Source organism: Rhizobium sp. YAF28 (assembly GCF_052113285.1).
In the GTDB taxonomy this organism is placed as follows: domain Bacteria; phylum Pseudomonadota; class Alphaproteobacteria; order Rhizobiales; family Rhizobiaceae; genus Rhizobium.
The window spans coordinates 7,501-31,726 of the sequence record NZ_JBFRCX010000007.1 but is presented as its reverse complement, the minus strand read 5'-3'; the positions used below and the strand labels follow the sequence as shown (position 1 = coordinate 31,726).

At 61.1% G+C, this 24,226-nt stretch carries 21 protein-coding genes; 6 read left to right on the top strand and 15 right to left on the bottom strand.

Going from position 1 to position 24,226, the window contains the following annotated elements:
• Window positions 1-10 precede the first annotated feature (10 nt).
• The 6 genes from AB4Z13_RS17070 to AB4Z13_RS17045 all read left to right on the top strand — a co-directional run bounded on the left by AB4Z13_RS17070 (window position 11) and on the right by AB4Z13_RS17045 (window position 5,371).
• Window positions 11-334 (top strand): ArsR/SmtB family transcription factor, encoded by a 324-nt coding sequence (locus AB4Z13_RS17070; protein ID WP_037072691.1) that lies wholly within the window; start codon window positions 11-13, stop codon window positions 332-334.
• Between the two features lie 56 nt (window positions 335-390).
• Complete coding sequence (locus tag AB4Z13_RS17065; protein ID WP_113323762.1) at window positions 391-837, top strand: SRPBCC family protein; 447 nt, start codon at window positions 391-393, stop codon at window positions 835-837.
• A 204-nt stretch (window positions 838-1,041) separates the two neighbouring features.
• On the top strand, window positions 1,042-2,025 hold the full coding sequence (locus tag AB4Z13_RS17060; protein ID WP_113323761.1) for a tripartite tricarboxylate transporter substrate-binding protein: 984 nt from the start codon (window positions 1,042-1,044) through the stop codon (window positions 2,023-2,025).
• Window positions 2,026-2,126: 101 nt separating this feature from the next.
• Window positions 2,127-2,588: a tripartite tricarboxylate transporter TctB family protein gene (locus AB4Z13_RS17055; protein WP_007826966.1), complete on the top strand. Its 462-nt coding sequence runs from the start codon at window positions 2,127-2,129 to the stop codon at window positions 2,586-2,588.
• 9 nt (window positions 2,589-2,597) lie between these two features.
• Complete coding sequence (locus tag AB4Z13_RS17050) at window positions 2,598-4,103, top strand: tripartite tricarboxylate transporter permease (RefSeq protein ID WP_113323760.1); 1,506 nt, start codon at window positions 2,598-2,600, stop codon at window positions 4,101-4,103.
• A 92-nt stretch (window positions 4,104-4,195) separates the two neighbouring features.
• A complete protein-coding gene (locus AB4Z13_RS17045) occupies window positions 4,196-5,371 on the top strand; it encodes a M20 aminoacylase family protein (RefSeq protein WP_113323759.1) in 1,176 nt (391 codons plus the stop codon).
• A 6-nt stretch (window positions 5,372-5,377) separates the two neighbouring features.
• Here AB4Z13_RS17045 and AB4Z13_RS17040 read toward each other — a convergent pair whose 3' ends face one another.
• From AB4Z13_RS17040 to AB4Z13_RS16970, 15 genes are all read right to left on the bottom strand, one after another.
• Window positions 5,378-7,165 (bottom strand): adenine deaminase, encoded by a 1,788-nt coding sequence (locus AB4Z13_RS17040; RefSeq protein ID WP_007826963.1) that lies wholly within the window; start codon window positions 7,163-7,165, stop codon window positions 5,378-5,380.
• Window positions 7,162-8,082 (bottom strand): nucleoside hydrolase, encoded by a 921-nt coding sequence (locus AB4Z13_RS17035; RefSeq protein WP_113323758.1) that lies wholly within the window; start codon window positions 8,080-8,082, stop codon window positions 7,162-7,164. Before AB4Z13_RS17035 ends, AB4Z13_RS17040 begins: the two co-directional genes overlap by 4 nt.
• Before the next feature lie 4 nt (window positions 8,083-8,086).
• Window positions 8,087-9,112, bottom strand: coding sequence for an ABC transporter ATP-binding protein (locus AB4Z13_RS17030; RefSeq protein WP_113323757.1), 1,026 nt, complete (start codon window positions 9,110-9,112; stop codon window positions 8,087-8,089).
• A complete protein-coding gene (locus AB4Z13_RS17025) occupies window positions 9,105-9,884 on the bottom strand; it encodes an ABC transporter permease (RefSeq protein ID WP_113323756.1) in 780 nt (259 codons plus the stop codon). The genes AB4Z13_RS17030 and AB4Z13_RS17025 overlap by 8 nt, the downstream gene beginning before the upstream one ends.
• On the bottom strand, window positions 9,881-10,708 hold the full coding sequence (locus tag AB4Z13_RS17020) for an ABC transporter permease (RefSeq protein WP_113323755.1): 828 nt from the start codon (window positions 10,706-10,708) through the stop codon (window positions 9,881-9,883). Before AB4Z13_RS17020 ends, AB4Z13_RS17025 begins: the two co-directional genes overlap by 4 nt.
• A 65-nt stretch (window positions 10,709-10,773) precedes the next feature.
• Window positions 10,774-11,796 (bottom strand): ABC transporter substrate-binding protein, encoded by a 1,023-nt coding sequence (locus AB4Z13_RS17015; RefSeq protein WP_113323754.1) that lies wholly within the window; start codon window positions 11,794-11,796, stop codon window positions 10,774-10,776.
• A 1-nt stretch (window position 11,797) separates the two neighbouring features.
• Complete coding sequence (locus AB4Z13_RS17010) at window positions 11,798-12,841, bottom strand: LacI family DNA-binding transcriptional regulator (protein WP_113323753.1); 1,044 nt, start codon at window positions 12,839-12,841, stop codon at window positions 11,798-11,800.
• Between the two features lie 169 nt (window positions 12,842-13,010).
• A complete protein-coding gene (locus AB4Z13_RS17005) occupies window positions 13,011-14,444 on the bottom strand; it encodes an efflux transporter outer membrane subunit (RefSeq protein ID WP_113323752.1) in 1,434 nt (477 codons plus the stop codon).
• A gap of 154 nt (window positions 14,445-14,598) precedes the next feature.
• Window positions 14,599-17,709, bottom strand: a complete 3,111-nt coding sequence (locus AB4Z13_RS17000) for an efflux RND transporter permease subunit (RefSeq protein ID WP_113323751.1) — start codon at window positions 17,707-17,709, stop codon at window positions 14,599-14,601.
• Between the two features lie 50 nt (window positions 17,710-17,759).
• Window positions 17,760-18,977: an efflux RND transporter periplasmic adaptor subunit gene (locus tag AB4Z13_RS16995; protein WP_113323750.1), complete on the bottom strand. Its 1,218-nt coding sequence runs from the start codon at window positions 18,975-18,977 to the stop codon at window positions 17,760-17,762.
• Between the two features lie 149 nt (window positions 18,978-19,126).
• Window positions 19,127-19,729 (bottom strand): TetR family transcriptional regulator, encoded by a 603-nt coding sequence (locus tag AB4Z13_RS16990; protein WP_113323749.1) that lies wholly within the window; start codon window positions 19,727-19,729, stop codon window positions 19,127-19,129.
• A gap of 97 nt (window positions 19,730-19,826) precedes the next feature.
• Window positions 19,827-20,771, bottom strand: a complete 945-nt coding sequence (locus tag AB4Z13_RS16985; RefSeq protein ID WP_442206363.1) for a phosphoribosylaminoimidazolesuccinocarboxamide synthase — start codon at window positions 20,769-20,771, stop codon at window positions 19,827-19,829.
• A gap of 78 nt (window positions 20,772-20,849) precedes the next feature.
• Window positions 20,850-22,592, bottom strand: a complete 1,743-nt coding sequence (locus AB4Z13_RS16980) for an SLC13 family permease (protein WP_113323747.1) — start codon at window positions 22,590-22,592, stop codon at window positions 20,850-20,852.
• 108 nt (window positions 22,593-22,700) lie between these two features.
• Entirely contained in the window at window positions 22,701-23,384 is a 684-nt protein-coding gene (locus AB4Z13_RS16975) for a phosphoribosyltransferase (RefSeq protein WP_113323812.1), read from the bottom strand.
• A gap of 11 nt (window positions 23,385-23,395) precedes the next feature.
• Window positions 23,396-24,202 (bottom strand): pseudouridine synthase, encoded by an 807-nt coding sequence (locus AB4Z13_RS16970; protein ID WP_113323746.1) that lies wholly within the window; start codon window positions 24,200-24,202, stop codon window positions 23,396-23,398.
• Between the last annotated feature and the right edge of the window lie 24 nt (window positions 24,203-24,226).

The window sequence follows — 24,226 nt, the reverse complement described above, 5'->3', positions numbered from 1 at the left end:
CCGTATTGACATGGATGAAGACGCGGTTTTTCGAGCTCTGGCGGATGGCAGCCGGCGACGTCTGCTGGATCGCCTGCATGCGCGCAATGGCCAGACGCTCGGCGAATTGTGTGAAGGGCTGGAGATGACGCGCCAGGCGGTGACGAAGCATCTCGGCATTCTCGAGGAAGCAAACCTTGTTTCCACGCGCCGGCAGGGGCGCGAGAAGCTGCATTACATCAATCCGGTTCCGATCAACGAGATCGCGGACCGTTGGATCAGCAAATTCGAGCGCCGTGCGTTAGAGGCGCTCTCCGATCTCAAGAAGAGCCTCGAAGGCAGCAAAGACGAATGAATCGTCCCGCCTGCCGGCGAGGGTGTGACCAAGCCTTGGCCAAAAGGAGTACCATCATGGCTGGCAGCGCATTCAATTACGTCACCTATATCCGCACTACACCGGAGCAGCTCTGGTCGGCACTCACGACATCGGAATTCATGAAGAAATTCTGGCTCGGCGTGCAATTCGAGACCGATTGGAAAGTCGGTTCTGCCTGGCAGATGAGCTATTCCGACGGAACCGTTACCGATACAGGCGAAATCCTCGAATTCGATCCGCCCAAGCGGCTTGTCCTGAAGTGGCATAATGAGTTCAGGCCGGAGCTCAAGGCTGAAGGGTTTTCCCGGTGCGTGATGGAGCTCGAGCCGGTCGGCGAGGCGGTCAAGCTGACGCTGACACATTCGATGCCGATAGAAGGTTCCAAATTCATCGGTGCCGTTTCCGGCGGATGGCCACAAATTCTCTCCAACCTCAAATCGCTGCTGGAAACGGGCGAGGTTGTTCTGCCGCCCAACCGGTGAAGGACCAGCGATGGGTGGATTTCCACCCATCGCTTTAGCCATTTGTTTCCAAATCAACCCATGCTGCGGTGCACTGTCGCAAAATCGTCATTCCTCTCCTCGCCTCGCGATTGCGACCATCAGTCCCTGGCCTGCAAATGGGACATCCGAGCCGGTGCGGAGGATGCGCCGGCGGAACGACCATTTTCATCAGGGAGGAAAACGATGAAAATCCTGAAGGCCATGCTCGGCGTGACCGCCGCCGCTGCCGTTTCGCTGCTCGCTTATTCTGCTTCGGCGCAGACCTATCCCGAACGCACCATCACCATGGTCGTGCCTTTCGCAGCCGGTGGCCCGACCGATACCGTCGCGCGCCTCGTTGCTGAATCCATGTCGAAGGATCTCGGTCAGCAGATCGTCGTCGAAAACGTCGGCGGTGCTGGCGGCACGCTTGGCGCCGGCCGCGTCGCCGATGCCGATCCGGATGGTTACACGATCCTGCTGCATCATATCGGCATGGCGACCAGCGCCACGCTTTACCGCAAGCTCGCCTACGACACACTGAACGCCTTCGAATATGTCGGTCTCGTCACCGATGTTCCGATGACGATCGTTGCCCGCAAGGATTTCGAACCGGCCGATCTGAAGGGCCTGATCGACTATGTGAAGGCGAACAAGGACAAGGTCACCGTCGCCAATGCCGGTATTGGCGCCGCATCCCATCTTTGCGGCATGATGTTCATGAGCGCCATCCAGACGCCGCTGACGACCGTTCCCTACAAGGGAACCGGCCCGGCCATGACCGACCTTCTCGGCGGTCAGGTTGATATCATGTGCGACCAGACGACCAATACGACGAAGCAGATCAAGGGTGGCACGATCAAGGCCTATGCCGTGACGTCGCCGGCGCGCCTCGATGTGCTCAAGGACATTCCGACGGCGGTCGAAGCCGGTCTGCCGGGCTTCGAAGTCGGTATCTGGCACGGCATCTACACGCCGAAGGGCACGCCGGCCGAAATCAATGAGCGCTTGTCGAAGTCGCTGCAGGTCGCACTAAAGGACCCGAATGTTGGCGCCCGCTTTGCCGAACTTGGCACCGCTCCCTCGTTGGACGCTGATGCGACGCCGGCGGCGCTGAAGGCGAAGCTCGAGAGCGAAATCACCCGCTGGAGGTCCGTCATCGAAGCAGCCGGCGAATACGCGGACTGAGCCTGGCCGCCGCACGCGCACCTTCCTCCCAGCCGGGGAGGAGGGTGTTTGCGCAGCCTCGTATCCGTCGCGACGCTTCATCTCCAACCCCAGGAGACATCATGAAATCTCTCAGTTTCGACACCACCAATGTCATCTGCGGCGCTTTGCTTGCCGCGACCGGTGCCTTCTTTGCCTATCAGTCGCTGAACCTCGATATCGGCACGGCGCTGCGCATGGGACCCGGATATTTCCCACTCGTCCTGTCCGGCATCCTCGTCCTGCTCGGCCTGATCATTCTCGTGCAGGCGGTGCGGGTTCAGGGCGAGCCGATCGATCCCTTCGCCTGGCGCGGCATGCTCTTCATCCTGCCCGCACCGGTCTTTTTCGGATTGACTGTGCGCGGGCTCGGTTTTGCTCCGGCAATCTTTCTGACGGCCTTCATCGCTTGCTTTGCATCCAGTCGCATGAATGTGCTGTTCGCGCTGGTTCTTTCGCTGCTGCTGACGGTCTTTTCGGTTGGGGTTTTCAGCTACGCACTCGGGCTGCCGTTCGAACGTTTCGGCCCCTGGGTCCGGTTCTAGGAGGCGGGTATGGAACTCTTCAGCAATCTCGCACTCGGTTTCTATACGGCGGCAAGCCCGGAAAACCTGTTCTTCTGCCTGATCGGCGTGCTGCTCGGCACGCTGATCGGCGTGCTGCCCGGCATCGGCGCCACGGCAACGATCGCCATGCTGCTGCCGATCACCTTCCAGCTCGAGCCGGTCTCCTCGCTCATCATGCTCGCCGGCATCTATTACGGCGCGCAATATGGCGGCTCGACGACGGCAATCCTCATCAATATGCCGGGCGAATCTTCCTCGGCCGTGACAGCCATCGACGGCTATCAGATGGCGCGGAAGGGCAGGGCCGGCGCGGCGCTCGCGATCGCGGCGCTCGGCTCCTTCTTCGCCGGCACGGTATCGACCTTCCTCGTGGCTGTCTTTGCTCCGCCACTAACGGCGATTGCGCTGCAATTCGGCTCGGCCGAGTATTTCTCACTGATGATCGTCGGGCTCGTATCCTCGATCGCACTGGCCCATGGCTCGGTCGTCAAGGCACTGGCGATGGTGGCGCTCGGGCTGCTGCTCGGCCTTGTGGGCACGGATATCTATACCGGCACGCCGCGCTTCACGCTCGGCATCCGCGAATATGCTGACGGGCTGAATTTCGTGGCTCTTGCCGTCGGCGTCTTCGGCATAGCGGAAATCCTGCGCAATCTGGAAGGCGAAAAGACGCGCACAGTGTTGATGGCGAAAGTCTCGGGTCTATTGCCGTCGAAGGAAGAGTTTAAGGAGATGATCGCGCCGGTCATTCGCGGGACTGTCATTGGTTCGGCGCTCGGCATCCTGCCGGGCGGCGGAGCGATCCTTGCTTCCTTCGCTTCCTATACGGTGGAAAAGCGTGTCTCGAAGAAGCCGGAAGAGTTCGGCCACGGCGCAGTTGCCGGTGTCGCCGGACCGGAATCGGCCAACAATGCCGGTGCGCAGACCTCCTTCATTCCACTGCTGACGCTCGGCATCCCGGCAAACCCTGTCATGGCGCTGATGGTCGGCGCGATGATCATCCAGGGTATCGTGCCGGGGCCGAACGTGGCGACCGAACAGCCGGCGCTCTTCTGGGGCATCATCGCCTCCATGTGGATCGGCAACCTGATGCTCGTCATCCTCAATCTGCCGCTGATCGGCTTGTGGGTGAAGCTGCTGACGGTGCCTTACTATGTGCTTTTCCCCGTCATCATGGCCTTCTGCTCGATCGGGGTCTACAGCGTCAATTCCAACGTCTACGACCTCTACGCCGTCGCCTTCTTTGGCCTCATCGGCTACGTGCTGGCGAAACTGCGCTGCGAGCCGGCGCCGCTGCTGCTCGGGTTCGTGCTCGGACCGTTGCTGGAGGAAAACCTGCGACGGGCCATGATCCTGTCGCGCGGCGATGCGACCACCTTCGTCACGCGGCCGATCAGCGCCATCCTGCTGACGATTGCCGTGGCGGTTTTGATCATCGTCTTCCTGCCGAGCGTCAAGCGCAAGCGCGAGGAGGTCTTCGTCGAAGAGGCGTAAGGGCTTGCGCTTACGGCCTGTTTGTTGAAAAAAGAACGATCTGATGCGGGCGCCGTCGGGCGCCCGTTTCGCTTTACAGGATATCCAGGCTCATGAGCATTCCCGCCCGGATCAGCAACGATCTGCCTTTTCTCACCAATCTCCGCCGTGATCTGCATGCCCATCCCGAACTCGGCTTCGAGGAGGAGCGTACCAGCGATATCGTCGCGAAACTTCTGGATGAGGCGGGTATTCAGGTGCACCGCGGCCTTGGCGGCACCGGTGTCGTCGGAACGCTGCAGATCGGCAATGGTACGCGCAGGATCGGGCTGAGGGCAGATATGGACGCGCTCGCCATGCCGGAAACGGCGGATCGCCCCTACAAGTCGACCGTGCCGGGCAAGATGCATGCTTGCGGCCATGACGGGCATACGACGATGTTGCTCGGCGCGGCACGGTATCTGGCTGAAACGCGCGGTTTTTCCGGCACCGTGCATTTCATCTTCCAGCCGGCCGAAGAGGGCCGTGGCGGTGCGAAGCGCATGGTGGAGGAAGGGCTGTTCAAGCAGTTTCCCTGCGATGCCGTCTATGGGCTGCACAATATGCCCGGGCTTGCCGTGGATGAGATCGCGGTCGTCGAGGGGCCGCAGCTTGCTTCTTCGGATAGCTGGCGGATCATCTTCCGGGGTGTTGGTACGCACGGCGCAAAGCCGCACCTCGGCCGCGATCCGATCACAGCTGCCGCCACTTTCCTTTCGTCTCTGCAGACGATCGTCGGGCGCGTCATCGATCCCCTTCAGCCGGCAGTCGTCAGCGCCTGTTCACTCCAGGCCGGCAATCCGAAGGCATTGAATGTCATCCCCGATATTGTCGAGATCGGCGGAACGGCGCGGGCCTATTCGCCTGAGGTTCGCGATCAGCTTGAGGCCGAAATCGGCCGTCTGGCACAGGGAACCGCCGCCATGTTCGGCATTTCGGTAGATTATGAATTCGAACGCCGCATTCCGCCCGTCGTCAATGACGCGGATGCGACTGTGCGGGCGCTAGGCGCCGCACAGTCGGTGTTCGGTGAAAAGGCGCGTACGAGCTTTCCGCCGTCGACTGCCGGCGACGATTTCGCCTTCTTCGGGCAAAATGCGCCCGGCTGTTATGTCTGGCTCGGCAACGGCCCGGCCGTCGATGGAGCGCTGCATCATAATACAGCCTACGACTTCAATGATGAGGCGCTCGGATATGGAGCGGCCTATTGGGTGGCGCTGGTGGAGCGGGAGCTCAAGGCTGAGGCGTAAGCCGCCTCAAAACGTTTCCAGTATGGGGCTTTCCAACACCTTGCCGGTAATGACGTCGGCAATGCCGCGGTCGGTCTGATGTGGGCCGATATTGCAGGCAAGTGTCGCGCCGAAGCAGGCTTTGAAGACCAGATAGGGCGGTTTCCAGTCGACGATCTTTTCCATTGCCTTGCGGATGGCAGCAAAGCCATCGGCGGTTTCCTGCAGGGATGCATCCGTCACGAGGCCGGAGAGTGGCAGGGGCAGCAGGGCTTCGATGCGCCCATCCTTTGCCACGGCCATGCCACCGCCGGCGTCGATGACGGCATTGGCTGCAAGCGCCATATCACTGATATTTCCTCCGAACACAGTGAGGTTGTGGCTGTCATGTGAAACCGTGGTGCAGAAGGCGCCGCGCCACTCACCCCAGCCGGTCAGGAAGCCGATGCGCGGCTTGCCATCCGCCAGTCCATGGCGATGTGCAACCGCTATCATGGCGCTGCCAGCCGGCGGTACGACGAAGCCGTCGCGGATATCCGCTTCGGTTGCTCCCCACTGGGTGAAGCGTGGACGGTCGATTGTTGCGAGGTGCACCTTCGTGCCGTTGGCGGGAATGCGGAAATCGTCTTCGGCAAGCGGTGCGAGCTTGACCGATTGCATGAGCGGCCCGGCGTCGAACGACGGAAGGCGATCGCTGACCATGCCATTTTCGGCGATTAGTCGGCCGTTGGCGATGACGGCGCGGGTCTTGAATTCGCTCATGTCCTCGAACAGCACGAGATCGGCGCGGCGTCCGGCGGCGATGAGCCCGAGGTCGGAACGCTTCAGGCGTTGCGCGGCGTTGAAGGTAGCGGCGCGCAATGCCCATTCCGGGCGCATGCCGTAGCGCACGAGGCGACGCACGACGTCGTCGAGGCCGCCATTCTGATAAAGTTCATCGGGGAAGACATCATCCGTGCAGAGCGTGACGGTCGGCGGAAGGTGGCCGATGCCGTTCAATGCATCGACAAATTCCTTCAGCAGATGATCGTGCGAGCCGCGCAGCTCGATCGTCATTCCGGCCGCCAGCTTCTGCAGCAAATCGGCGCCCGAGGTAAGCTCGTGATCGGAGGTGATGCCAGCGGCCATGAAGGCGTTGAGATCGGTACCCTCCAGTCCGCGGGCATGGCCGCAGACGAGCTTGCCGGAGGTGAGGCCGGCATTGACGATATCGGTCATGCGCGGATCGCCATCGATGACGCCGCGCATGTTCATGACTTCCGCCACGCCACCGATCGCCGGCGAGCGCAGCAGCTCGGCGATGACACTGGCGTCGAAATCCGCACCGGCGAGTTCCAGACCAGGGGCGGAAGGAACGCAGGAGGGGGCAAGCAGGATCGTGCGCAGCGGCAGATTGCGCGAGGCTTCGATTGCCCAGCGTACGCCATCGAGACCATGGACATTGCCGAATTCGTGCGGATCCCAGACGATCGTTGTCACGCCGCGAGGCAACACGGCTTCAGCATATTCAGCCGGCGTCACCATCGAGCTTTCAATATGCATGTGTGTATCGATGAGGCCGGGAGAGACGATGCTACCGGCTGCGTCAATTACCTTGGCAGCGTCCGTGCGGCTCGACGATGCGTGAACACTCGCAATCATCGCGCCAACGAGGCCGATATCGGCCTCGCGGATCAGGCCTGTGACGGCATCGAGAATGCGGCCGCCGGTCACAAGCACATCGAAGGGAGCATCGCCGCGGGCGGCAGCAACAGCGCGGGCCCGTAAGGCGGGCTCGTTGAGATCGGCGGGTTCCTGGCGCGGAGTTGCAGTCATTTGCGGGCCTCGTTGACCAGGGCGGCGAGAATGATGACACGCGCCATGTCGGCATCGATGTCGGCGGCGAACTGTGCATTGAACGTTGCGTGAGTGGCGCGGGTTTCAACGACCGTGCGCCCGCGCGTATGCTGCCCCTGCAATTCCACGTCGATGCGGGCAGGGCGGAAGCTCACCACTTGCGGAGCGACGAAGGCGACGGCAGCCGAAGGATCATAGATTGCCATGGCGGGACGACCGCGGTTCGTGCCAATGCGAATATAACCGGCAAACATATCGGCGATCAGCTCGGCATTGGCGCCACCGGCAGCGCGAACTGGATCGGCATCCTGGGGCTTCGCAAGAACCTTGCGGCAGAGATCGAGATCGACCATGCGCAGTGGCAGCTCGCGGGCGATGATGATTGCGAGCGCCTCTGGATCGGCGAGCGCATTGAATTCTGCGGAGGCCGTATGATTGCCGGAGGTAACACCGCCGCCCATCCAGACGAGTTCGGTGATGCGGGCGGCAAGATCGGGCCGGGCGAGCGCGAGTGCCGCGATATTCGTCAGCGGTCCAAGCGCCAGAATGCGGTGAGGGTCTTCCAGTTCCAGCCAGCGGCAAAGCGCGACGAAGGCATCGCTATCCGGCAGGATCGGGGCCGGCGGCAGATGTCTACCGGTCGTCGGAATGCCGCTTTCGCCGAGGATCGCCTGGGCAGTCTCTAGCTTGCCGAGAACGGGCATGTCGCGGCCGGTGTGGATCGGAAATTTCCAACCGAAGGCCTTGGCTGCGCCCGCCGCATTGGTGCGCACCTGCGGCAGTGGCGCGTTGCCGAAGACCAGCGAGACACCGTCGATGTCGAGCTCGGCATTCGTCACCACCATGATGGCGGCAATGTCGTCGAAGCCCATATCCGTGTCGATCCAGACGCCCATGATGTCACCCGAAACGTTTGAGGCTTGCGGAGGCTGCGACCGGCAGGTCGAAGGAGATCATACTGCCGAGTTCGTATTGCGGCAGGGCGGCATCGACTTCCGCCTTGATCGGGCCGAGCACGCTGTCCAGCAGATATTCGCGGCTATTGCCGGCAAAGGATGTGCCACGCACGGTGCCGTGGAAAGGGCCAGAACCAAGGACCACCGCACGCGGCCGCCAGGCCAGGCCCGCCGCACCGTCAGGTGCTGCGGCGGAAAGCGCGACAGGGCCGTTCGGCGTCGCAAGCTTTCCGTCCTTCAGCGCAAAGATGTTTTCGAAACCGACGAAATCGGCGACGAAGGAGGAAACAGGCTTGTTGTAGATGTCCTCGGGCGTGCCGATCTGCTCGATGCCGCCGTTCAGCATGACAATGATGCGGTCGGCAAGCGCAAGCGCTTCTGCCTGATCGTGGGTGACGAAGATCATCGTTACGCCAGTTTCCTTCTGGACGCGCTGCAGCTCGGCACGCATTTCAAGGCGAAGGCGGGCGTCGAGGTTGGAAAGCGGCTCGTCGAGCAACAGCACTTTCGGCTCCATGACCATGGAGCGGGCGAGCGCCACGCGCTGCTGCTGGCCGCCCGAAAGTTCGCCCGGCTTACGGCCGGCAAATTTCGCAAGGCCGACGGATTTGAGGCCGGCATTGACCTTGCCATCCAGAACCTCGCCGCGAAGGCCCTTCAAGCGCAGGCCGAAGGCAACGTTTTCATAGACAGTCAGATGCGGGAACAGCGCGTAGGACTGGAAGACGAGGCCGACGGCGCGCTTGTTGGCGGAGACGCGGGTGATCTCGGCGCCATCGAGATTGATGCGGCCGGAAGCGGGGTTCAGCAGGCCGGCAATGGCGCGCATGGTCGTCGTCTTGCCGCAGCCGGAAGGGCCAAGAAGGGCTACCAACTCGCCCTTGGCAATCGACAGGTCGAGGTCCTTCACCGCGACCGTATCGCCATAAGCGAGCGTCAGCTTGTCGAGTTGAAGGTAGGCATCAGACATAGCGTGAGAATCCCAGGAAGCGTTCGGCGAGGAAGACGATGCCGATCGAAAGGAAGGCGAGCAGCGCCGAAAGCGCGGCAACGGACGGGTCGTAGGTTGTCTCCATATAGCCCAGCATGTCGATCGGCAGCGTGCGCACGCCAGGGCCGGAGAGGAAGAGCGAGACCGGCACCTGATTGAAGCTGGTGACGAAGCCGAGAATGAAGGCCGCGAGAATGCCGCCGCGGATATTCGGCATGACCACGCGGAAGAAGGCGCCGAGCCGCGAGGAGCCGAGCAAGACCGCGGCTTCCTCGATGTCCGAGCGCAGGTTGCCGAGGCTTGCGGACACCACGCGTACTGCATAGGGCAGCACGAGTGCGGTATGGGCGAAGAAGAGAGCCAGCGTGATGTTGAAGCCGAAAGGTACGACCAGGTAACGCAGTAGTGCCAGGCCGACGATGATGCCGGGCACGATGATCGGCAGCGAGACGATGGTTCTCACCGTCTCTGCGCCCGGCAGACGGTAGCGCGACAGGCTATAGGCGGCGGGGATGCCGAGAATGAGGGCCGCCAGCGTGCCGAAGACCGCAAGGAACATCGACATGGCGAAGCTCTCGCGGAAACTATCGATGGTGAAGACCTTGGCGACCCAGCGCAGTGACAGGCCCTGCGGCGGAAAGGCCAGTGTGTCGCCGGCCGAAAGCGAAGCGGCGATGATGATCAGGAAAGGGCCAATCAGGAAAACCAGCAGCAGGAACAGCACGACCGGCGAGAAGAGGCGGATGCTCATCGGCGGTTCCTCGCAGTGGCAAGGCGCTTCAGCAGGATATTGGCGGCAAAGCTCATGACGATCAGGATGAAGGCGATGACGCTCGCCGAGACAAAATTGTTGGCGACGGAGACCTGCTGGTACAGCAGCGTTTCCAGCATCAGCACCTTGGAGCCGCCGAGGATGGCCGGCGTGATATAGGCCGTCAGCGAGCCAGTGAAGACCAGCGTGCCGCCGACGACGAGGCCTTCCTTGGTGAGCGGCAGGATGACTTTCCAGAAGACCTGGAACCAGTTCGCACCGAGCACGCGGGCAGCTGGAATGGCATCCTTCGGCATGTTCTCGAGCGCGCTGATGAGCGACAGGATCATCAGCGGCAAGAAAAGTTGCAGCAGGCCGATGAAGACGGCGGTTTCGGTGAAGAGCAGTCGCAGCGGTTCCGCACTCAGGCCGAGGCCGGTGATGGCTTCATTGACGATGCCGGTGCGGCCGAGAATGACGATCCAGGCATAGGTGCGGGCGACCGGCGAAATCATCAGCGGCAGGGTGATGAGGCCGATCATGCGGCCCTTGCCCTTCGGCGGCAGGTTGACGATCGCAAAGGCGGCGGCATAGCCGATGACGGCCGACACCGCTGTCACCTCGAGGCCAAGCCGGAAGGTGCGGAAGAAGACGGTGCGGTTCAGCGTTTCGGAGAAGAAATCCGTATAGGCGGCAAGTGTCCATGCCCCACCAATGCGAAAACCTTCGGAGAGCAGGATCGCGACAGGCAGCAGAAAGACCACGGCGGCGAAGATCGCTGCCGGCAGGGCAAGCGCCAGGGCTTCTGCGCGGTTCTGAAACATGAGACGCCTTTCGAGCGGAGGAAGGGTCGGTCCCTGTCGGTGCCGGGACCGATTTCAGCAGTGGCTTACTGGCCGACCTTTTCGTTCCATTCCTTCAGCCAGCCATTGCGGCTGTCGAGGGCGGCTGCGGAGGGGATCAGCTTCAGGCTCTTGGCGGTGTCTTCGCCATAGGTGATGTTGTTGGCGACCTTGTCGGAGACCTTGACCTCCTTGTTGGCCGGGCTGTCGATCAGCTTTTCGGCGAGCTTGGTCTGGACTTCGGTCGAGAGCCAGAAATCCATGAACTGCAGGGCGAGATCCTGGTTCTTCGAACCCTTGGTCAGGACCAGCACGTTCATGCCGCCGGTCTGGCCTTCCTTCGGCGTTGCCCAGGCGACGGGGACGTTGAGCTTGGTAAAGCCTGCCCAAGAGAAGCGGCCGATCGGAGCGGCCCAGATTTCTTCCTGCTGCATCAGCTGTACGATCTGGGAAGACTTTTCATAGAAGGTTACGATCTCGTCCTTCTTTTCGCCAAGCGCCTCAATCGGCGCCTTGAGATCAGGGGTGTCCTTGCCGAGCGCGAGGCCGAGCATATAGAGCGCCGGCGGGCCCTGGTTGGTCGTGACGTTCGGGAAGGCGACGTGACCGACATATTCGGGCTTCAAGAGGTCAGCCCAGGACTCGATCTTCATCTTGTCCGCGCGATAGGCGATCGAGGTGGCGTAAAAGGTGTAGCCGACGCTCATGCCGTCGCCGTTCGGATCCTTGGCGATATCATAGAGTTTGGAGAAGTTTTCAAGCTTGGATGTATCGACCTTGTCGATCAGGCCGGCGCGGGAAGCGGCAAGGCCGTCAGCCATGGATACGGCGGCAAGATCGACCACCGGATTGGCCTTGTTGGCTTCCATCTTGGCGATGCGCTCAACGCTGTTGCCGGTTTCGACAACGAGCTTGCAGCCGCACTTGGCTTCGAAGGGATCGTAGACGATCGTCTTGTAGTCATCTTGCGCGAATGCGTAGACGGAAATGGTCAGCGTGCGTTCCTGTGCCGCGGCGCCGAGGGGGTAAAGTGCGGCGAGCGCCGCCGATGCAATAAGAGCCTTTTTCATTCTACAAGTTCTCCATCTCTGAGGTTTTTGGTGCCGGGTTCGCGAGCCCGGATGACTGGCGGATGATGAGTTGCATGGGCACGCGTTCGGTCTCCGCGGTAACCAGCACGCCCTCTCGTGTGCCGCTTTCGTTTATTCTATCGACCAGTGCCGAGACGGCGATTTCGGCGATTGTATCCATGTCCATCCTCACCGTCGTCAGCGACGGCGTGACGACAGGCGACCAGATGAGATCATCGAAGCCGGTGACGCTGACATCGGCGGGCACGCTGATCCCCTCCTGCTGCAGTTCGGTCAGCGCGTGCAGCGCCTGCAGGTCGGAAAGGGCGGCAAAGGCGGTGAAGCCCTGACGCGCCTTTTCCGCAAGGCCCAGCCGGCAACCGGCGCCCGTCTCGTTCTCCAACCGCTCGATCCAGAGTGTTTCGGAGCGCATGCCAGGCTGCAGGCCGGCCCTGATGCCGCCGGCGCGGTCATTCTGGACATTGGATTCGTGATTATTGCCGATGATCAGGATCTGCTTGTGACCGAGGCCGGCGAGATGGGCGGCGATTTCCCTGCCGCCCTGCCAGTGGTCGGCAGCGACCGTATTGCCGGGCGTGGAGGCGGTATCGATGACTGCGACCGGGCAGCTTGCGGCGGAAATGCGAGTGGCACGGCGCGGTACGACCACCATGCCGTCAACGCCACGCTCCACCAGCCGGTTGATGGCCTCGGTCTGCGCCGTGATATCGCCGCGGGAGTCGGCGATCAGCACGCCGTAGCCTGCAGCGGATGCAGCATATTCGATGGCCTGGGCGATCTTCGGAAAGAGAGGATTGGCAATGTCGGGCAGGACAAGGCCGAGCACGCCGCTGCGGCCGGTGCGCAGCGCCCGGCCGGCCTGGCTCGGCACATAACCGAGTTCAGCAGCATGCGTGCGAATTCTTTCAATCAGGGCGTCGGAAACCCGGCCTTTGCCGGAGAGCGCATTCGAGACCGTGGCAACAGAGACGCCAAGCGACGTCGCTATCCTGCTGAGGTTGGGTCCCGGGCGTTGTGAAGCCATTGTTTCGAAGTGCTGCGCTTAATCGTTTAATCAACTGCATAGCGTAGCGATTGCGGCTTGTCGAATCCAAATTCCTTCCATGCGCATATTATCTATCCCGGCAGATATTCACGCAAAGAAAAAGCCCCGCGGAAACCGCGGGGCTTCGGAATGATACTATGCGAGGAGCTTAGCTGCCTTTGGCAGCCTTGACCGGTCCCGGACCGGTGGTCTTGCCGCCCGGAGCGAAGCCGCCGCCGGTTGCGATGTTGAGCGCAGCGTAATCCTTCGCCATCTGCTGAACAGCGGCGGCAAGGCTTGCCTGAGCGAGAGAGACCTGACGCTGGGCGTCGAGAACGTCGAGCAGCGAGGAAGCGCCGTCCTTGTAGGATGCCGTCGAAAGCTCGAGGGTTTCCTGCGTCGTCCGGACCTGGGCGCGCAACGCATCAACCGTCTGGGCGTCACGGCGAACGGCCGACAGGGCATCCTCGACCTGCTGGATTGCCGTCAGGACGGTCTGCTTCCAGGCGAGGTAGGATGCGACGGCGTTGGACTTGGAGACGTCGACATTGGCGCGCAGACTGCCGCCGTCGAGGATCGGCAGGTTCAGGGTCGGGCCGAAGGACCACGCCGACAGGCCGCCGTGTATGCCGCGCTGGTTGATGTAGCTCGGCGAGATCGAACCGGACAGCGAGATCGACGGGTAGAGTTGAGCCTCTGCGACACCGATCTGGGCAGTAGCGGCGGCGAGGTTGCGCTCGGCCTGGCGAATATCTGGACGGTTGCGGATCAGGTCGGCCGGAATGCCGGAATTGATGCCGCCGCGGAAAGTCGGCTGGCCGGAGCCACGCAACAGTTCATCAACCATCGAACCGGCCGGCTGGCCGAGGAGGGTGGCGATATGATGGGCCGAAACGCGGATGTTGGTTTCGAGGCCGGGGATTTCTGCCAGCGTCGACTGGACAAGACCTTCAGCCTGAACGACGTCGAGGCGGGACGCCGCACCTGCATCAAGCTGGAACTTGGTGAGGTCGTAGGTTTCCTGACGGGACTTCAGGTTGGCTTTCGAAAGCGCCAGGCGCTGCTGGAAGAAGCGTAGGTCAATATAGGTTGAGACAAGGTCCTGGATGTAGGACAGCTTGGCGATGTCGGCACCCGCGTAAGCGGAATCAAGAGAGGCGAGGGCGCTTTCCTTGCTGCGCCTGAAAAGTCCGAACATGTCGAGCAGCCAGGACAGGGAAAGCTGTCCGGCGCTGGTATTGCGGGTGTTAAATTGGTCGCGCAGCTCGCCGGTCTGGCCGCTGACGGTGTGCGAAGCGCCAACATCGAGAGCAGGCAAGGCACCGGCGCCGGCGACGGTCACGTTGGCGGATGCGGAATTGATGCGCTCGATCGCTTGTTGAATCGTCAGGTTCTGGCTAAGGCCGGTCTGGACAAGGCTGTCGAGCTTGCGGTCGTTATAGGCGGTCCACCAGGCCGTGGTAGCGACATCGCCGATGTTCTTTTTGCCACCTTCACTGAATTTTCCAGGAAGCGCCATTTCAGGAGGTACGTGATCAGGGCCTACTACACAGCCCGACAGCAATAACAATAGCGCCGGTGTGGCATAACGAAGAGATACCATGCATTTCATCCTGTAACTCGAGCAAGTCAATTCTTGTCCGAAGCGTCATGCTTCACTATCGGCCTGACGCGCCTCGTTCCTTACGCTAAACACATGCCGAAGCAGTCCGTGCGCAATGTAGCAATCCGGAAAGCTTTCTCACAGTGCATTTATATCACACTCCCGCCTCATTTTTTTGCCGTGTGGCAAAGATGCGGCGGATCACGACGAAGAAGGACGGCACGAAGAAAATGCCGAGCATCGTCGCCGAAAGCATGCCCCCAAGCACGCCGATGCCGATCGCATTCTGGGCAGCGGAACCCGCGCCCCTTGCGATGGCCAAAGGCACGACGCCGAGAATAAAAGCCAAAGAGGTCATGATGATCGGGCGCAGGCGCAGCCTTGCTGCTTCCAGCGTTGCCTCGATGAGCCCCATGCCCGTCTCCATTCGGTCTTTTGCGAATTCCACGATCAGGATCGCGTTCTTCGCGGCAAGGCCGATGGTCGTGAGCAGGCCCACCTTGAAATAGACGTCGTTCGCCTGCCCGAATAGTGTTGCTGCGGCAAGTGCGCCGAGCACGCCGACCGGCACTGCCATGATGACCGAGAACGGGATCGACCAGCTCTCGTAGAGGGCAGCCAGGCAGAGGAAGACGACGAGAACCGAAATCGCATAAAGCATAGGGGCCTGCGAGCCCGAGAGCCGCTCCTGATAGGAGATGCCCTGCCAGGCGACCGTGTAGCCGCCGCCGAGCTGTTCGGTCAGGGCTTCCATCTCGTTCATGGCTTCACCCGAGGAGACGCCAGGAGCTGCCGCTCCGTCGAGCGGGATAGCACTGACGGCGTTGAAACGGGCGAGCGACGGCGCGCCATCGACCCATTGGGTTGTCGTGAAGGCGGAGAAGGGCACCATCTCGCCCGCGTTGTTGCGGGCATACCAGTGGTTCAGATCGGTCGGCTGCATGCGGAAGGGAGCGTCGCCCTGAACGTAGACCGGCTTGATCTCGCCGTTCAGCGTGAAGTCGTTGACGTCGCGGCCCGTGAAGATGATCGACAGCATGGAGTTGACCGAGGCGAGGTCGACACCCATGGCGCCGATCTTCTCCTGATCGATCAGGATCTTCATCTGCGGCTCGACTTCCTTGTTATTCGAGCGGAGCGCGACGACCTTGCCGGTGGCGCCAGCCATCTGGATCAGCCGCTTGGAAGCGGCCGTCAGGGCTTGATTGCCATGACCGCCGGTATCCACCAGATACATGGAGAAGCCGCTCGACACGCCGAGACCCTGGATCGCGGGCGGCAGCAGCGCAAAGACCTGCGCCTCGCGGATCGTGAAGAAGTTCTTGAGAGCCCGGTTGACCACCGACTGCGCGCTGAGATTAGGATTGGTGCGCAGCGAAAAGTCCTTGAGCTTGGTAAAGACGATGGCGCTGTTCTGGCCCGAGCCGTTGAAGCCGAAGCCGAGCGCGCCGAAGACGGAATCCACCGCATCCTTCTCGTTTTCACGGAAGTATTTTTCGACCTTTTCAACAACGGCCTGCGTCTGCTGCGTGGTGGAGCCCGGCGGCGTGGTGACGATGGTCAAGAGCACGCCCTGGTCTTCCTGCGGCAGGAACGAACTGGGCAGGCGCGAGAAGAGATAGGCGCAACCGACGCCGACTAGCAGGAACACCAGCATGACGCGGACCGGCCGCTTCAAGAGGTAGCCGATGGTGCGGACATAGCCGTTGGTCGAGCGGGTGAAGTTGCGGTTGAACCAGTCGCCGATGCGATGCTTCTTATGCTCGTTGACCGGCTTCAGCATCGTGGCGCAGAGCGCCGGCGTCAGTACGATGGCAACGAGCGCAGACAGCAGCATGGCCGAAACGATGGTGATGGAGAACTGGCGATAGATGATGCCGGTAGAGCCGCCGAAGAAGGCCATTGGAATGAAAACGGCGGTCAGCACGAGAGCGATGCCGACGATGGCACCGGTGATTTCACCCATCGACTTCTCGGTCGCTTCGAGCGGCGAGAGCTTTTCCTCCGACATGATGCGTTCGACATTTTCCACGACGACGATGGCGTCGTCGACGAGAAGGCCGATCGCCAGCACCATGGCAAACATCGTCAGCGTATTGATCGAATATCCTGTTGCCGCAAGGACGCCGAACGTGCCGAGAAGCACGACGGGAACGGCGATGGTCGGGATCAATGTCGCGCGCAGGTTCTGCAGGAAGATAAGCAGGACCACGAAGACGAGCACGATCGCCTCGATCAGCGTATGCACGACCTTCTCGATTGACAGCTCGACGAAGGGGGTCGTGTCGTAGGGATAGGTGATCTCGACGCCTTCCGGCAGGCCACGGCCGATCGTTTCAAGCGCGGTACGGACGCGGGCGGCGGTATCGATGGCGTTCGCGCCGATCGCAAGGTTGATGGCGAAACCTGATGATGGCAGGCCATTATAGCGCGAGCTGCCACCATAGCTTTCCTGACCGATCTCGACGCGGGCGACATCGCTGAGGCGGACTGTCGAACCGTCCTTTTCGACCTTCAGGATGATGTGCTCGAAATCCGCGACGGTGGTGAGCTGGCTCTGTGCGGTGATGGTGACGTTGATCTGCTGGCCCGGGACGGCCGGCTGGGCGCCGAGCGAGCCGACAGAGACCTGGGTGTTCTGTGCCTGGATGGCCGAGGTCACGTCGCCAGGGGTAAGCTGGTATTTCTGCAGCTTGAACGGATCCAGCCAGACGCGCATCGCATAGCCGGAGCCAAATACGTTGATGCTGCCCACGCCTTCCAGGCGTTGGATCTGGTCCTCGATCGAGGTCGACATGATGTTGCCGAGGTCGACGGAGGTGCGCTTGCCGTCCGTCGAGACCAGCGAGCCGACGAGAAGAATGCTCGAGGTGGAGCGTGTGACGCTGATGCCGGCATCGATGACGTCGCCGGGGAGCTGCGACTGGACGAGCTGCAGCTTGTTCTGCACCTGCACCTGCGCGATGTCAGGATTGATGCTGGTCCCGAAGGTCAGCGAGATACTGGCTGAGCCTGTCGATGAGGTCGAGGTCATGTAGGTGAGGTCATCGAGACCTGTCATGCCGTCTTCGATGATTGTGGTCACCGATTTTTCGACCGTCTCGGCGCTCGCGCCGCGATAGCTGGTGTTGATGCGGACCGTGGTCGGCGCAATGTCCGGATATTGCGAGATCGACAGCGTGAAGATGGCGAGCAGACCTGCGAGCATGATAGTGATCGCAATGACCCAGGCGAAGATCGGTCGTCGGATGAAAAACTTGGCCATCGGTTATTCCTGTACGGCTGGGACGGTGACGATACGAAAGCGTCTGCGCATTACTTTGCTGCAGGCTTCTGTTCGCCTCCGGCCACGGGCTGATCGGCAGGGACAACCACGCCGTTGTCGTTGATCTTCATTGGAACCGGCTTTACCGGCATGCCTGATACAATCGACTGCAGACCGCTGACGATCAGCTGATCGCCGTCCTTCACGCCTTGCGTCACCAGCCAGGAATTGTTGGAGGGTGTGGCATTTTCGAAGACACGGGTCTCGACCTTCCCCTCGGCGGAAATGAACTGTGCGGTCAGGCGGCCGTTGGCATCGCGGGTTGTTGCAAGCTGCGGCAGGGAATATCCGGCTTCAGCACCGAGTTCGACCGTGGCGCGGACATACATGCCCGGCAGGACGACGCGGTCCGGATTTGGGAAAACCACGCGAATGATGAAGGTGCCGGTCGTTTCGCTGACGACCTGCTTCGACATGTCGAGCTTGCCCTTCTGATTATATTCACGGCCGTCTTCAAGGATCAGCCGGAACGCGATGTTGTTGTCCTCGCCCTTGACCTCGCCGGCAGCGATCGCATCGCGCAGCTTCAGCAGGTTGGTGCTCGATTCCGTCAGCGAAATGTAGATCGGATCGAGTTGGCGGACGGTGGTCAGTGCGGTCGACTGGTTGGCCGCAACGACGTTGCCGATGTTGTAGGCCGTCTGGTCGATGACGCCGTCGAAGGGGGCGGTGATCTTCGTGTGATCGAGGTCGATCTGCGCCGCGCTCAATGCCGCCTTCGCGGATTCGACCTCTGCATTTGACTGGGCAAGGGCCGTGCGGGCGGTTTCGAATTCGATCTGTGTTGCGCCGCTGCCGACCAGACGCTGGTAGCGGTCGAAATTGCTCTGGGCGCTCGGCACGCCTGCCTGAGCCTTGGAAATCGCAGCCTGGGCCTGCTCGACCGCTGCGCGGTAGGCGGCATCGTCGATCTGGTAGAGCAGGTCGCCCTTCTTGACTTCGCCGCCTTCCTTGAACGCGATTTCACGGATGATGCCGTTCACCTGCGGGCGGATATCGGCCACTTGGAAGGCTTCGGCGCGGCCAGGCAGGATCGTGGTGATCGGATAGGTATCCTTCTTCAGTGTGACCACACCGACCGGGGCAGCCTGCTGGGCAGCGCCGCCTGCGCCTGCATTGCCGGCGGGCTTGCTGCCGCTCTCGTTGCAGGCGGCGAGGCCCATAACCAGCAAGAGGGCCGAGGAGACGATGAGGGCACGCCGAATCATGCTGAATTCCTGTGCGGTTGGCAGTAGCGGTTCAATCGCCGGCCCTATGAGGCGCCGCTCTATAAAGAGTGATGATTGATCCGGAAACAGATGCCGTTATCCGATATTAAGAAAAGCTTTACGAAGTGACGTAATTCAGCAATCGTCACTTAGCAAGGGTTATTTTGCAGTGCGGCATCCACGAAACACACGATTTTTTCCGCACGGTGAACAAGTGTGTTTTTGTCGTCCTTGGCAATGAGAATGGGATGCAGAACACAGGCCAGAACGTCTGCAACGGTACGGGCTGCCGCGTCCGTATTGTCGCAATGGTAATTGCCTTCGGCCACGCCTTCACGGATGATCTCGCCGAGCTTGTGCTCTATCCGTTCGCGATAGCGATGACCGGCGTCGAGCTTGGCGTCGATGGTCGAGATCACCATTTCGAAGATGTAGGGGTTCTGTTGGATGTCCTGCAGATGGCTGTCGAGCAGGCGCAGGACGAAGCTCAGCAGCTGCTCCTTCGGCGGCAGGCTGGTGTCGACGGCGGCGAAGCGCTCCGTGGCATTGCCGAGATGGCGCTCGGCAATCGCATCGACAAGCAGCGCCTTTGATTGAAAATGCTTGAAAACATTGGCCGGCGACATGTGCAGCGACGAGGCGATATCGGCGATGGAAACCGCGACGAAGCCGTGCTGGCGAAACAGCGTCTCCGCCATCGAGAGGATATCCTCCCTGGTCTCTTCGGCCTTGCGTCTGGGCCTGCGTGCCATCTGTCCCCCGCCGGGCTCGGCCCGGCACCCCTTTTTCCGATGCTAGCGCGATTGGTTGAAAGGCTGCAAGCAGGCTCGCAGCTTTGTCTTCAACGGTTCAGGAAAAATAGGGCGCGAGATTTGCCCGGACACGCGCCGCTGGCGTTTCGCCGCGGTCGTCGGGTACGAAGCGTTCACCGGTGATCCATTCGTAGGCTTTGATGTAGACGGCCGAGGTCTGCTCGATCAGCTCGACTGGAATTTCCGGAATTTCATCCTTATAGGGGTCGCAGCGCTCGACCACCCAGGCGCGCACGAAGTCCTTGTCGAAGCTGTCCGGCCGCTTGCCGGCTTCGAAGGCAGCGGGATAGGTTTCCGCCACCCAGTATCGGCTGCTGTCGGGCGTATGGATTTCGTCGGCGAGAATGATGTTACCATTCTCGTCTGTGCCGAATTCATATTTGGTGTCGACGAGGATCAGGCCGCGTTTTGCCGCCATTTCCTGGCCGCGGGCGAAAAGCGCCAGTGCATATTTCGAAAGCGTTTCCCACTGCTCTTTCGTCAGCAGTCCGCGGCAGACGATTTCGGCCGGCGTCAGCGGCTCGTCGTGGCCGCCATCGAACTCCTTGCTGGTTGGCGTGATCACCGGCTCGGGAAGAATCTGGTTGTCGCGCATGCCGTCGGGCAGGAGCATGCCGTACATCTCGCGCTCACCCTTTTTATAGAGCGTCAGGATCGAGGTGCCGGTCGTGCCGGCGAGATAACCACGCACAACGATTTCGACCGGAAGAATGTCGAGCCGCTTGCCGATGACGACGTTCGGATCGGGATAGTCGAGAACGTGATTGGGGCAAATGTCCTTCGTTGCCTCGAACCAGTAGCGGGCCGTCTCAGTCAGCACCTGTCCCTTGTAGGGAATGCAGGTCAGGATGCGGTCGAAGGCGCTCAGCCTGTCGGTGCTGATGATGATGCGCCGCCCATCCGGAAGATCGTAATTCTCGCGCACTTTGCCACGATAGTAGTTCGGCAGTTCCGGGAAATGGGCTTCGGAGAGAATACGCACGGTGCCTGGCTGTCCTTCTATCGGCTTAGACTGTCCCTGCTCTAGTTTCATTGCCGGGGAAGTCAAGCAAAGGCTCATTCAAAGCCAGAAGAGGGCGATGAGAATGAGCGTGACTATATAGCCGGCGAGCGTCAGCGGCCAGCCGGCGCGCAGGAAATCGCCGAAGCGGTAGCTGCCGATGCTCATCGACAGGGTATTGTTGTGATGGCCGAAGGGGGTCAGGAAATCCTGCGAGGCGCCGGCCGCCACCGCGATTAGATAGGCCTGCGGCGGCTGCTGGCCGGCTCTTGCAAATTCCAGCGCAATCGGCGCAAGCACGATTGCGACCGTCGCGTTGTTGACGAAGGGCGTCAGCGCCATGGCGAGAAACAGAACGAGTGCAATGCCCCAGAGGGGATGGCTGATCGGGAATGCCAGGCTCAGCCATGCCGCGATGGTCTCGGCCGTGCCGGTTGTTGCGACCGCCTGGCCGATCGGGATCATCGCGGCGAGCATGATGATGATTGGCCAGTTGAGATCCGCCATTGCATGGCGAATGTTGAGATAGCCGGGCAGTGCGAGCGCCAGCAACACGAAGGCAAGAGCAATATCGGGGCGTAGGCCGAAGGCGGAAGCGACAACGCCGCAGGCAAAGATTGCAAAAGGCTGCCATGAAGCTGACGATCCGGGGGAGGGCGCTGCGGAGGCAAGCGGCAGGCATTCACACTCTTCCAACGCCTCAGCTATCGCCGCTTTCGGGCCTTCCAGCACCAATATGTCGCCGATCGAAAGCTGCAGATCCGCAAAGCGTCCTTCTATGCGGGGAGAACGCATCGACAGTGCCGAGATCGTGATCCCGCGATTGCGGAAGACCTCGAGTGAGGCGATGCGGGAGCCGACGACCGTGCTTTCCGGCATGACGACGGCTTCGATGCTGACGAAATCCGGCTGCAGTCCGTGCGGATGGGCGTCTGGCACCAGCGCCTGCGAGGCGGCCAGATCCGCGAAGACCGAATCCGCGCCCTGCGCCAGCAGAATATCACCCGGCTGGATGACCGATTGTTCGAGCGGGCCAAAGACGAAAGCCCTGTCGCGGATCAGGGCATGCGCCTGGATGCCGAAACGCTCGAGACATTGGGCAAGTGTTACGCCGACGAGCGGCGAATGCTCGGGAATGCTGCGTTCGACGATGATACGGCGGGCCGGCGGAGTTGGCACTTCCGCGGCCTCGTCGGGCTTCGAAAACAATCGCTGCACGATCAGCGCAATCAGCAGAATGCCTGTTATGGCGACCGGAAGCCCGACATAAGCGAAGTCGAAGAAGCGGAAACCTTTGCCGGTGGTTTTCTCAAGCGCATCGCTGACGAGAAGATTTGCGGGCGTGCCGATCAAAGAGACGAGACCGCCGAGAAGAGCGGCGAAGGAGATCGGCATCACGAGCTGCCGGCGTGGAATGCTCATGAGCGTGCTCAGCCGCAACGCCAGCGGCAAGCTGATCGCAAAGGCACCGATATTGTTCATGAAGATCGAGATGAAGCCGGTCAGAGCGGAGACGCCTGTTATGACCCGGAAATGCGAGAGACCCGATGCCACGAAGCGCTCGGCGAGGCTGTCAAAGAGTTTGGTGCGCGCCAGTACTTGGACGATCAGCAGGATTTCGACCACGGTGACGACGACAGGGCTTGCGAAGCCGGCAAAGATGCTATCGGCGGGATAAAGACCGAGCATATAGCCCGCAAGCAATCCGCCGATCGAGATAACTTCCATGCGCAGGCGGTCGAGGGAGAACAGGAAGAGCATCACCACCAGCAGGATCAGGAGGGCTGCTTGCTCAAGCGTCATCGGTGGTTCCTGTCTTCGATCACACGCCGAATGTAGCTCCTCGTCCGGCGCTGTATAGCCCGTTCAGACGAAAGAATGATCGGTCCTCACATGTGATTTTGATGTCGCTCAGGCAGGTCTGCGCCATTTTCCTTCGGCTGTCCGCTCTAGGATGGGCGTGGCAAAAACGCCTTTCGTGCGTGCCTGCCATTGAGGGCCTGCGGCGTCGAGTTTGGCGCGCCAGCGGTCCGATTGCAGCATGGCCGCGCCAATGACGACGGGTTCTGTGCTGCAGCTTGCGAGCAGATCGAGACCTGCGACGATCGAGGTCCCGCTCGATATGACGTCATCGATCAGCGCGACGCGGCGTCCTTCCAGGAGGGGTAGCATGCGCGGATCGACATAGAGCCGTTTCTGTTGTTCCGGCGTGGTGATCGATGAGAGGGCGACCGACAGTTCGTCGCGATACCAGAATTTGCGGGAGGTGCCGAGCGGCACATAACGGCTGTGGCCGAGCTTCTGGGCGACGGCCGCCGCAAGCGTCAGGCCGAGTGTCGGCAGGCCGGCGACCACATCGATGCCTGATGGTTCTATCTTTGCCGCAAGGTTTTCGGCGAGCACATCCAGCACCGCAAAGCTTGCCTGATTGATGATCAGCGAGGCCAGCGCATGCTCACCATCCGAAAGTACCCGGATCGGCAGCCGCAACTGCCTGCCATCTTCCAGTTCCGCTGTAAAGAAGGAGGTGAAATCGCCGCCCGTTTCGAAACTGCCCGGCGGATGGATCTCCTGCCAGAAATCATGCGGCTTCATCTCGTTCATTCTCAATCCCGTATTGCCTTGCCGGTACCTACCTTCCGGCGAAGGTCCTTCAGTTCAGATTCAGTCAGCGCCCTGACCGATCCCTTCGGCAGGTCGCCAAGCTCCAGCCCACCGATCGCGACACGCACGAGCCGCAGGCAGGCGATATCGAGCGCTTCCAGCATTCGGCGGATCTGCCGGTTGCGGCCCTCCTGCAATTCCACTTCGATCCAGGAATTGCGGTCACCCTCGCGCAGCTTGCGGGCAGCGGTCGCGCGCAGCAGTTCGCCGTCATGCCGAAGACCTGACATCATCGCCGCCAGCATGTCGTCATCGGCGATCCGATCGATCTGCACATGGTAGGATTTCGAGACGTGGGTGATTGGATCGAGCAGCGTCTGTGCGAATTCCGTATCGTTGGTAAAGAGCAGCAGCCCCTCGCTCGCCTTGTCGAGCCGACCGACAGGAGAGAGGTGTGGGGCATCAAAATCGGCCAGACAGTCATAGACGGTCGGGCGGCCCTCCGGATCATGACGCGTAGTCACAAGGCCGCGCGGCTTGTTGAGCATCAGGTAGATCCTGGCCTCTGCGACGATCTCTTTGTCATCGACCTTGATAAGGGCGGTCGAAAGATCGACCCATGCCGAGGTATCCGTGACAATGCGATCACCGACCGCGACGCGGCCCTCAGCGATCAGCCGTTCGGCCTGCGTGCGAGAACAATAGCCAAGCTTGGAGAGCGCACGTGGAAGCGTGACCCGCTTGCCGGCCGGTTCGGCCTGGGGTCTGTTGCGTTCGTGTGTTTTCTGTGGTGATCGCCGGCCTTTCACTTCGCCATCCCTGATGCGATTGCG

Coding starts and splice junctions, on each gene's coding strand:
- AB4Z13_RS17070 (WP_037072691.1), top strand. CDS start 11: ATGGATGAAGACGCGGTTTTTCGAGCTCTGGCGGATGGCAGCCGGCGA.
- AB4Z13_RS17065 (WP_113323762.1), top strand. CDS start 391: ATGGCTGGCAGCGCATTCAATTACGTCACCTATATCCGCACTACACCG.
- AB4Z13_RS17060 (WP_113323761.1), top strand. CDS start 1,042: ATGAAAATCCTGAAGGCCATGCTCGGCGTGACCGCCGCCGCTGCCGTT.
- AB4Z13_RS17055 (WP_007826966.1), top strand. CDS start 2,127: ATGAAATCTCTCAGTTTCGACACCACCAATGTCATCTGCGGCGCTTTG.
- AB4Z13_RS17050 (WP_113323760.1), top strand. CDS start 2,598: ATGGAACTCTTCAGCAATCTCGCACTCGGTTTCTATACGGCGGCAAGC.
- AB4Z13_RS17045 (WP_113323759.1), top strand. CDS start 4,196: ATGAGCATTCCCGCCCGGATCAGCAACGATCTGCCTTTTCTCACCAAT.
- AB4Z13_RS17040 (WP_007826963.1), bottom strand. CDS start 7,165: ATGACTGCAACTCCGCGCCAGGAACCCGCCGATCTCAACGAGCCCGCC.
- AB4Z13_RS17035 (WP_113323758.1), bottom strand. CDS start 8,082: ATGGGCGTCTGGATCGACACGGATATGGGCTTCGACGACATTGCCGCC.
- AB4Z13_RS17030 (WP_113323757.1), bottom strand. CDS start 9,112: ATGTCTGATGCCTACCTTCAACTCGACAAGCTGACGCTCGCTTATGGC.
- AB4Z13_RS17025 (WP_113323756.1), bottom strand. CDS start 9,884: ATGAGCATCCGCCTCTTCTCGCCGGTCGTGCTGTTCCTGCTGCTGGTT.
- AB4Z13_RS17020 (WP_113323755.1), bottom strand. CDS start 10,708: ATGTTTCAGAACCGCGCAGAAGCCCTGGCGCTTGCCCTGCCGGCAGCG.
- AB4Z13_RS17015 (WP_113323754.1), bottom strand. CDS start 11,796: ATGAAAAAGGCTCTTATTGCATCGGCGGCGCTCGCCGCACTTTACCCC.
- AB4Z13_RS17010 (WP_113323753.1), bottom strand. CDS start 12,841: ATGGCTTCACAACGCCCGGGACCCAACCTCAGCAGGATAGCGACGTCG.
- AB4Z13_RS17005 (WP_113323752.1), bottom strand. CDS start 14,444: ATGGTATCTCTTCGTTATGCCACACCGGCGCTATTGTTATTGCTGTCG.
- AB4Z13_RS17000 (WP_113323751.1), bottom strand. CDS start 17,709: ATGGCCAAGTTTTTCATCCGACGACCGATCTTCGCCTGGGTCATTGCG.
- AB4Z13_RS16995 (WP_113323750.1), bottom strand. CDS start 18,977: ATGATTCGGCGTGCCCTCATCGTCTCCTCGGCCCTCTTGCTGGTTATG.
- AB4Z13_RS16990 (WP_113323749.1), bottom strand. CDS start 19,729: ATGGCACGCAGGCCCAGACGCAAGGCCGAAGAGACCAGGGAGGATATC.
- AB4Z13_RS16980 (WP_113323747.1), bottom strand. CDS start 22,592: ATGACGCTTGAGCAAGCAGCCCTCCTGATCCTGCTGGTGGTGATGCTC.
- AB4Z13_RS16975 (WP_113323812.1), bottom strand. CDS start 23,384: ATGAAGCCGCATGATTTCTGGCAGGAGATCCATCCGCCGGGCAGTTTC.